Origin of the sequence: Clostridium saccharoperbutylacetonicum N1-4(HMT), assembly GCF_000340885.1 — a bacterium.
Lineage (GTDB): Bacteria > Bacillota > Clostridia > Clostridiales > Clostridiaceae > Clostridium > Clostridium saccharoperbutylacetonicum.
Genome location: NC_020292.1, coordinates 30,350 through 39,892 on the forward strand (window position 1 = coordinate 30,350; position 9,543 = coordinate 39,892).

The following is a 9,543-nucleotide window of genomic DNA, read 5'->3' on the forward strand; positions in this document are numbered from 1 at the left end:
GCTATGGCTGAAAAAGCAAATAGTTATTATGGGAAAAAAATATTTTTGCTTGGGACAGCTGATTTCGGACCGGTAAACCTGCCTATAAAGGTTTCATCAGCTAATCATGTGAAAAATGTATTTGGCGAAAAGGGAAGTCTTTTGGATGCTTTTAGAGTCATTAAAGAAAGTGATCTTGAATGTGAAGTATTTATGGTTAAAGTAACTGGGAAACATTCAGAATTATACTTAAATATAAATTTGCCAAATAGTGAAATAGAAGAAAATGGCTTATATTTCAAAGCCCAATATGCAAATGAAATCTATAATGATGTACAAATTATCATTCGTGAAGATGCTCTTTATATAAATTATCCAACAGATGCCCTTGGAAATTATTATCTCCAATATAAGTATAATGAAACTGATGAAAATGGTAACGATATTCGAAATGAAGCTGGAAATTTAATTTATAAAACCTTGTATAATTTAGTAGAGGAAATAAATGAAGACACAAGGCTTATGAATAGTGCAGTATACTGCTATTTATCTTGTGATCCAAAGACAATGGCTAATACTTCATTACTTGGAGTGAATGAACAAAGCAACACCTTAAAGGGTGGCAACAGCGGAATATATTATAACAAAAATATGATCTACAATTGTTTGAGTGATACTTATAACATATTAGAAGGTATGAAAATAGATATAATAATCCCTGTAGATTGCTATTATGATGATACTTTTACTGATGATACTGATGCTCTTGAAAAATATTTTGATTTAGAAAGAGAATATATTACCCTTAAAGATGCGGATACCAGTGAATATTTAAGTTACTATAATCAACTTTTGGAGTTTTTAAGAAGGCAGCTTAGGTTTGGATGTGTTACTCATGGAATTATGGGGATGAATCCAAACGGAAAGGTATTCTTGGATCAAGATGAATATTATTTAAAGTTGCAGTATTTAAAGAAATTAAATAATAAAAATAGCTTTTATGATAAATATAGACAATTAATAAGCATATGTGTGGGAGATATATATACCACATATGGAACAAGAGTATATAATTCTTATATTTTATATGCCACATTAATTGCAAGTATTCAGGTAATAGAAAATACTACTAATAAACCACTTCCAAAGTCCTTTACAGTTTACAATGATTTTGATAATATGAGCCTGTCTAAAATAAGAGAACTTGGATTTACTGCCTTTAGATATAGTGCATTAAAAAGAACAGTAGTTGTTTCAAGCGGAGTAACTGCAAGTGATGATATAAACTTTAAATATTTATGTAATATAAGAATGTGTCAGCTTGTAATGATTAGGGTTAATGATCTTTTATCTAAATATATTGGAGAAGATATTAATTATCTAATTAAAACTAAAAAAATACAAAGTGAGCTTTTAGATTTACTAGAGTATTTGATTGGTAAAAACATATTAAGGGGCTTTTCAATTAACAGTATAACAATTCCAGAAAAGGGGCATTTGCTGCTGGATTTATCTTTTAAAACAGTATATATGACAGAGAGTATTAGAGCTTATGCAGGTCTTGCAGCTTATACAAGAGGAAGTGTAGAAAATGATTGATAATGATGAAATTTTTAATGATGTTATAGATAAATATTTTGATTCGAAAAGCAAAATAGGTGTTACAAAAGGAGATAAACAAACAGTAATTAATGAACAGATACCTGAAGATTTGACCTCAACAAGATTGTCTGCTGAAGGGAATATTAAAACAATTGATGAATTCGGCCAATTGTTAAGTAATATGTTAAATACAGCCTGGGGCAATGATTGGGGAAAAATTACTTCAGATATTGATAAACTAAATATTACAATGCCTTTAATAATCTATTCAACTAATCTCAGAGAAATAACAACAGGCTCAAACATAAAGCCTAAGCAGACAGAGACAATAAAGGAAGTTGTAGACGGCAAAGCTACTGGTGATGCGTTTATAGTTTACAGACAGTCTTTTGACTGCATAGTCGAATTCAACTTTTGCTGTGATAAAGCAAAAGACTCAAGAGATCTCATGAATAGATTTGAAGAGACTATGCTGACATTTACCGGCTATTTAAAAAAGAATGGAGTTAGGGAAATTTATTTTATTAAAGAAGTTCCAGCTCAAAATAGTCTAAATTATATGAGCAGCATACCTATGACATGTTTACATTATTTCCTTCGATTAGAAAGAAATAATACAGTAAGAGTGAGTACTATTAAAAGGATTGAAGACAAAATATATCTTGAAAGTACCCTCGCATCAGAAAAAAAATCTGATGTTATACAAAATAATATAACCTATAAGGGGGATATTTAAATGGCAACAAGCTTAGGAAATTTATATCCAAATTTACCTGGAATGCTAATCGAATTTAAGGATGGTGGATCTGCACTTAGATTTGAAAAAACAGATGCATCTACAGACAGTTTACTTCTTCTAGGAACTGCTGTTGATGGTCCAATAATGGAACCAGTAGCAGTAGATTATAAATCAGCTGAATTAATATTTGGTTCTGACACAGATTCAAATAATGTTCCAAATGGAGCAACACTCGTGCATGCCTTTAAGCAAGCATATGAGGCAGGATGCAGAGATATAAGATTAATGAGAATATCAGGCTCAAAAGCATCAACAGTTATACAAACTACTAGCGACTCAGTTACTAATACAAAAAGAATTGATGAAAATGAGATTGCTTATATTTCAGGAAATGATGCAACAGAAATAAGCTTACCAATAACAGCTGGTACAGCTTATGACAAAACTAGTTTAGAAGTATATGCAAAAGGTAGAAAAGTTGACGCTACTGCTTACACCTTGGATGACGCAAATAAAAAATTAAAATTAAATGCAAATGCATGTGATGCTGGAGCTTCTCTTGAAGTTAAGTACAAGGAAGTTAAAACTAATGCAAATACTGAAACTGTAACAGTTGAAGCTTTATCAAGTATTAAAAATGGCGTAGTATTAAGTAATAATGCTGATAAAATTGTCAGTGTAGCTAAAGCAGATGCTTCAAGTGTAACTTTATACAATTTAGATGGTGATAAAACTACTATTATAATTAGTGATACATCAGTAAAGGTTGGAGATGCTATAACAGTTCAATATGAAAGTTATACTTATGCAAGACATGATGTTAGAGCCACAGCTGCTACAAGCTTACAAGTAGTTGCTTTAAAAAATACAGCTGCCACAGGTTCAGAACCAGTATTATACATAGATAATGCAAAGGTTCTTGATCCTTCTGCTTATTCTTTTGATGCAGCAACAAATACTATAAAAATAATTAAAGAAAACTTTAAAATGAACCAAACAATTTCTGTAAGTTACTTTGTTCAAACTACAGCTAGCGTTAATTCTTCAATTAAAATTCAATCAATTTTTGGTGGAGAAATATATAACGAAGGAATTGTTGAAGTAAAAGATTTAATAAATTCAGATGGAAGTGTAATGGGGAAAAAAGTTATTATAACTAAACCTGAAAGCAAACAAACTTTATCAGAAGCACCTCAAGTATATACTTCAATTGATTATCCGACTTTTGGATTATTAGCAGAAGCAATTACTGCTAATAATAATATATATGAAGCATATACAGAAGATGAAAATGAATTAACTGCTAATTTAGTAGCCTCAAGTTCATATTTATCAAATGGTGAAGATGGAACAGATTTAACTGCAGATGAATTATTTGAAGCTTTATCTGGTAAGAGAGATGGAAATGGATTTATTTTAGCTCAAGGAGCATATCAAATTCTTGAAAATTATCAAGTTGACCAAATTGTTCCAGTTGGCGTATATGCAGATGATAAATTAAGTGATAAAAATGCTAACTTTGCATATGAATTAGCTTTATATTGTGCAATATCATCTTACAGAAATAAAACAACAATAGGTGCAATACCTATGAAGCCAATTAAGGATACAACCTTAGCTAATATTCAAAAATATGCTAAGTATCTTGCAACATATGATAACACTTATTACATGTTAGATGAAGCTGGTTCTCCAATTAAGGATAGCGAAGGTAATAAATTTGATCTTGGTAAGTATATATCTGTTGTAGCAGGACCAAAGGTTTTGTTTAATCATTCAGTAAATGCTTTAAGAGAAGGAAATGCAGCAGTAATGTATATGGCATATACATCTACTCTAGCTTCTAAATCTGCACCTACTAACAAGAAAATGCTTGGTACTACAGGTCTTAAATTTAACTTCTCTAACAGTCAATTAAATGACATTATAGGAAATAGAATGGTTGCATTCCAATTGAAGTATTTAGAATCTGGAAATGCATCAACAGGAGCATATGTAGTTGATGCACCAACAGCTGCAGCTAAAAACAGTGATTATGCAAGATTATCAACTGTAAGAGTAATAAGAGATGTTGCAGATGCTATGAGAGAAGTAGCAGATCCATATATTGGTGAAGCTAACACTATAGAAAAGAGAAATGCTTTATCAGCAGCAATAGCTAAGAGATTAGATTTACTTGTACAAAATGGAGTAATCCAAAAATACTCTTACAGCCTTGTAGCAACAGCTAAACAAGAAGTATTAGGTGAAGCAAGTCTTGAACTTGGAATTGTTCCACCACAAGAATTAAGAAAGATTACTACAGTAATAGGTCTTACTAGCTCACAAGCTTAATAAAAGCTAAAAGCAAGGGGAGGTAATCCCTCCTCCTAAAGTAAATAGAAAAATGAGGTATGATATATGTCAAGTCCAAACATAAGCACAATGACATCATTTAGCGGAGCTGATTTAGTAGTAAGTTTTGCTAACCAAGTTGTAGGAGAACTACAACAAATTTCATGGGCTATTGAAAGAGAAAAAGCTCCAGTATTTACACTTGGAAGCTCAGATGCAAGAAGTTTTTCAAGAGGTAAACGTGGTATTGCAGGAAGTTTAGTATTTGCTGTATTTGATGAAGACAGCCTAGTAAATGCTCTTAAGAGAGTATGGGATAAAATAAGTCCTGCAGCTATGTTTACAGCAGCTGGAAATGTATCTGTAAATAATACAGAAAACTTTTTAAATGCAGTTGATATGCTAAGATGGAATATCACAGCAGAAGAAGCAATCAAAAATAATTTTGGTGGAGCCAATGGAAGCAGTGATTTTGGATATACTGGTACATCAAAAATTCAAGCAACTACAGTAAAAGGTTCTAATTCTAAACCAACATTAGACAGTAATAATGAAGTTTCAGGATGGACAGATTCAGAAACTAATGTAAGAGTGCCAGCTGGATTTTCTCCAATCAGAGGACAAAATGTATTATATGCTGATACATTACCTCCATTTGATGTAACTTTAACTTTTGGTAATGAATATGGTCAATGTGCATTCCAAAAGATCTATGATGTAGACATCTTAAATGAAAGCTCTGGTGCATCAGTAGATACTACAGTAATGTCTAGACAATTAACTTATATTGCTAGAAGAATTTCACCACTTGTTAAAGGTGTATATTTTAGAGATGAAAACGGTACTGTTTCAGGACAATCTGTTGTTAAAGTTTCTTAAGAAAAGTATTAAGGTACAATAAAGAAAATAATAGATAAATATCTTTATAGATTATTTTCTTTCTGGTGCTTAAAAAGATTGGCTCCTAGCCAATCTTTTTTTAGTAAGGCATATAATTAAGAGAAAAAGGAGATAGATGATGAGCAATTTAAATACTTTTTATAAAACTTTTTCTGGTTCTGATGCTGTTGCTTTCTTAATATTTCCTCAGTCAAAACCGATATTATTAGGCTCTTTAAGTACCATATCACATTCAGTATATAGAGAAAAGAAACCTGTTCCACTACTTGGAAAAATTAATACTGGTGGATATACAAGAGGTATGCGAAGCATTGCAGGAACAATGGTTTTTACTCTAGTAAATCAGCATTTAGTTGAGGATCTTAAGGAACAAATACCTTATTTAGAGGCTCATGGGAAGCTGAAAGCAGATGAATTACCTTTCTTTGATATTATGATTGTTTGCGCAAATGAATATGGTGCAGCTTCACAACTATATATTTATGGTGCTGAATTTTATGAAGATGGGCAAGTAATATCAGTACAAGATATTTATATAGAAAATACTTTTAGCTTTGTAGCAAGAGATATAGATGATTTTTCAAGAATAAATCCAATAGTTCAAAGCGGAGCACTTGGAAGCAATTATACAGTGGAGGCCTTGGTTGGCTATGCCTTTTCAAAAAGTGATTATGATGATTTATATAATAATTTAGCTTCAGCAAAAACCTCTTCTTATGGTAAATTGAAAGCAGCACAAACAGCCTTAAAGGCTGAAGGCTATGAGATTGATTTAAATGGAATAGCTGATAATGAAACAATACTTGCAATAAAGGATTTTCAGTCAAAAAATAAATTAAATGTCACAGGAGAATTAACAGATGCTACGTATAGCCTATTAACTGACAAAGAAAGTTTCTTTAAAGATGCAGCAATGTCACAGTTAGACGAAGTTTTGCAGAAGGTAATAATTCAAATACAAAATAAAAATGGTGCATATGTTTATTCAAATACAGATAAAGATAACATAATAGGAATAACAAAATATCTTGATGACTATATTGGTTATGATTGTGGCGAATTTATAAAGATAACTTTTTATGGTAATACAGGATATATTGCAAAGGAAGATACAAAAGCTCCTGCAAGCAGCATTATTGTAAATTACCATGAAAAAACTGAAAGTGGCAAGATGTACAGTTATTATATAGATGAATTTAAGCCAGATTTAATAGGTTCATCTGTAAAGGTAAATAGTGATGTTGAATTTAGAATATCTGCAATAGCATATTTTAAGAACAATGTTTCCACCTTTGCATGCAGATATTATTCATTAAAAGCAGCAGAGTCGAGGGAGCTTCTTTTAAGTTATTTATCAACTGCCTTTATATACAATATGGAAGAGAAAGCAATACCTTTGAAAGTGGATTTCATCATAACACCTATAGGTGGAACTAGTGTTAAATGGACTGTAAAGTTAAAGGAGAGATAATATGCCAGATACATCACCAAAAACTATAGCATTTAATAATGAAAGCAATAATAGAGAACACAATATATATACTGAAGAGTTCTTTGGAGGAGCTGATGTATTTATATATATTAATGATGAATTATATGAAGATATAAGTGCAGTTCAATTTTCTGTAAGTGAAAATGTTAAACCTATTTATGGATATTCAAGCAGGAGATATGACGATTTAGCAATAGGAACAAGAATTGTACAAGGAGTTATTAAAGTACCCGTAAGAAATACAAATCCCAATAAGTATATAACAAATGATTATAAGGATATAAGAAATAAGAAATTAGTCAATACAAAAAGTACTAATGTTCCAAATTGGGTTTATAAATATACAACTGATAAGGATACGCTTGGGTCGTCTAATGTTGTGCCACAATACAAGGATGTGAAATCAAGCACTATAGCAGATGTTCAGCATAGACTCGGAGTTGAAGTTACTGGTACAAATGATTTGGAAACTCAAAAGGCTGTAGCTGAATATAAAAAAGCAAATAGTTTGGAAGTTAACAGCAACATTGATATTGTTTTATTAAACAGATTAGATTTATCAGGGGAGAATGTAAAAATCACAACAGGTATTATAAAATTACGATACAAACCTACAGAGGAATCACCAGCTTATTTTACAATACAAGCGAAAAATAAAGTTGTAATATTAAAGGATTTAGATGATGAATGGTATTATGTACAAATTGATGAAGGTACAACAGGATATATAAAAAAGAGTGAGGTGGTTTAACTTTGGGTAAATATGAAAATATCGCAACACTATATACTGATACTTATTCAAAATTAGATTTTAGGGAAAAGGTACCCTATGATATTGGGATTCATGCTATTCAAACCGCTTTATATCTCCAGGATTATAATAGTAAAGCAGATATTAATATAAATGATTTAGTCTTTGGATATTATGATGCTAATACTCAAAAGATGATTAAAAGATTTCAAATAATTAATAAAATGAAACCAGCTGAAGGTGTTTTAAATGAACCAACCTGGAATGCTATATTTAATGGCCTTGCCTTAACTAAAGGTGTTGAACTAGATAAAACTGGAGAGAAAGAAGTAACCATAGTAGATAGTGATAATTTCTTAGATAGAAATTATGTTGTAACCTCAGTTCCTCCACAAGGAAATGAAAATTATAATGACGATGGAAATGATAATAACCCTAATAGTGCTGGCAGTATTAATTTCAATAATGATGGAAATTATACCTTAAGTGATGACTTAAATGGAGAAAAGTATGGTGAAGACCTGCACAATTATATAACAGATATAAGAAATATTAGAGGTGGTGACATTATTGATGGCTATGTTACAGGAAATGGAGGATATGTATATTCTGGACCAGATGAATATGTCAGAGATGGCAGTATATCTTCAATCGATCCTGGAGATTATAATTTTCTAGGTAAAAAAATAGTAGTTATGGGAAGCGATAACCTAACAGATGGAAATAACAGATGGAATGATACGAGCATAAGCAGATTAAATGATAATGACTACCAAAGAGATTATGATTTTATTTACAATCTTTTAGCAAATACTGCTTATTCTGGTGGTGGATATATAAATCCCCTTCAAGAATCTAATTCGACTATAGATACTTTGGAAAATTATTCAGGGTCTTATGAACGTTCAAATAATAAGCCATTTTTCAGTCCAGATAATATGTCTTCCCTTAGAAGAAGTAAATTTGATATGACTATAGTTTATGGAGCTAAAGGGAAGAAAGCAAGAAAGCTAATAAAAGTAGTTCCAATGAGTGTGACTCAAGAAATGAATGCTAGTGGAGAGCCAATATATGATGTTTATGAATTTGTTGCAAGAGATGTTGTATATAGTGAAGATGATTAAAAATTAGATAATATAATAAAAAAGTTTAGAGGAGGATTTTAATCATGGGTGGATTTAATACAAGTGGAGAAGAATTAAGCGCAATGGCAGCTATGGCTAAAAAGCAATTGATGAAGCAAAACAAAGGGGATGCAGATGCGTCTTTTGACTATTCAAAGATTATGGAAGAATTCAATGAAGATGAGGAAGTACAGAAAGAGGATGAATATAAATTAAACAATAATTTGCAGGAAAAGCCTTTGGATAATACTACCTATGAAGAACCAAAAATACTTAATCCATATGATGAAGAAGTGTTTCCAGGAGGTCCTACAAAATCTCAAGTAGATTTATGGAAAAAGGAATGGGAAGGCTATGATATATACGCTATTGAGCTTTTAGGTAAGTATTCATTTGTATTTAGAACTTTAGGTAGATTTGAATATAAGCAGCTTGTAAGCTTTATAGATATAAATGCTCTTCAAAGAGAAGAAAGTATATGCAATGCAGCAGTACTATGGCCAGAGAATTATGATTATAATGTAATGTCTTCTCAAAAGGCAGGAATAGCATCTACCTTGGCAGCAGTTATTATGGAGAAATCAGGCTTTACAGAAGATTATGTCATACAGGAGATATAAAC

General features: G+C 31.2%; 8 protein-coding genes. All 8 read left to right on the top strand.

The genetic code is table 11. The features are described from left to right. Window positions 1-3: 3 nt before the first annotated feature. The 8 genes from CSPA_RS28525 to CSPA_RS28560 all read left to right on the top strand — a co-directional run bounded on the left by CSPA_RS28525 (window position 4) and on the right by CSPA_RS28560 (window position 9,541). The gene (locus CSPA_RS28525) at window positions 4-1,578 is read left to right on the top strand and encodes a hypothetical protein (RefSeq protein WP_015395889.1); all 1,575 of its coding nucleotides are present in this window, start codon (window positions 4-6) and stop codon (window positions 1,576-1,578) included. Beyond that, window positions 1,571-2,317, top strand: coding sequence for a hypothetical protein (locus tag CSPA_RS28530; RefSeq protein ID WP_015395890.1), 747 nt, complete (start codon window positions 1,571-1,573; stop codon window positions 2,315-2,317). The genes CSPA_RS28525 and CSPA_RS28530 overlap by 8 nt, the downstream gene beginning before the upstream one ends. Then, window positions 2,318-4,654 carry a hypothetical protein gene (locus CSPA_RS28535; protein ID WP_015395891.1) on the top strand — a complete coding sequence of 779 codons (2,337 nt, stop codon included), beginning with the start codon at window positions 2,318-2,320 and terminating at the stop codon, window positions 4,652-4,654. Window positions 4,655-4,720: 66 nt separating this feature from the next. Beyond that, window positions 4,721-5,533, top strand: coding sequence for a hypothetical protein (locus CSPA_RS28540; RefSeq protein WP_015395892.1), 813 nt, complete (start codon window positions 4,721-4,723; stop codon window positions 5,531-5,533). 139 nt (window positions 5,534-5,672) lie between these two features. Next, complete coding sequence (locus CSPA_RS28545; protein ID WP_015395893.1) at window positions 5,673-7,025, top strand: peptidoglycan-binding domain-containing protein; 1,353 nt, start codon at window positions 5,673-5,675, stop codon at window positions 7,023-7,025. 1 nt (window position 7,026) lies between these two features. Then, window positions 7,027-7,797 carry an SH3 domain-containing protein gene (locus CSPA_RS28550; protein ID WP_015395894.1) on the top strand — a complete coding sequence of 257 codons (771 nt, stop codon included), beginning with the start codon at window positions 7,027-7,029 and terminating at the stop codon, window positions 7,795-7,797. Window positions 7,798-7,799: 2 nt separating this feature from the next. Then, entirely contained in the window at window positions 7,800-8,921 is a 1,122-nt protein-coding gene (locus CSPA_RS28555; RefSeq protein ID WP_015395895.1) for a peptidoglycan-binding domain-containing protein, read from the top strand. Between the two features lie 44 nt (window positions 8,922-8,965). After that, a complete protein-coding gene (locus tag CSPA_RS28560) occupies window positions 8,966-9,541 on the top strand; it encodes a hypothetical protein (RefSeq protein ID WP_015395896.1) in 576 nt (191 codons plus the stop codon). The last annotated feature ends 2 nt before the right edge of the window (window positions 9,542-9,543 follow it).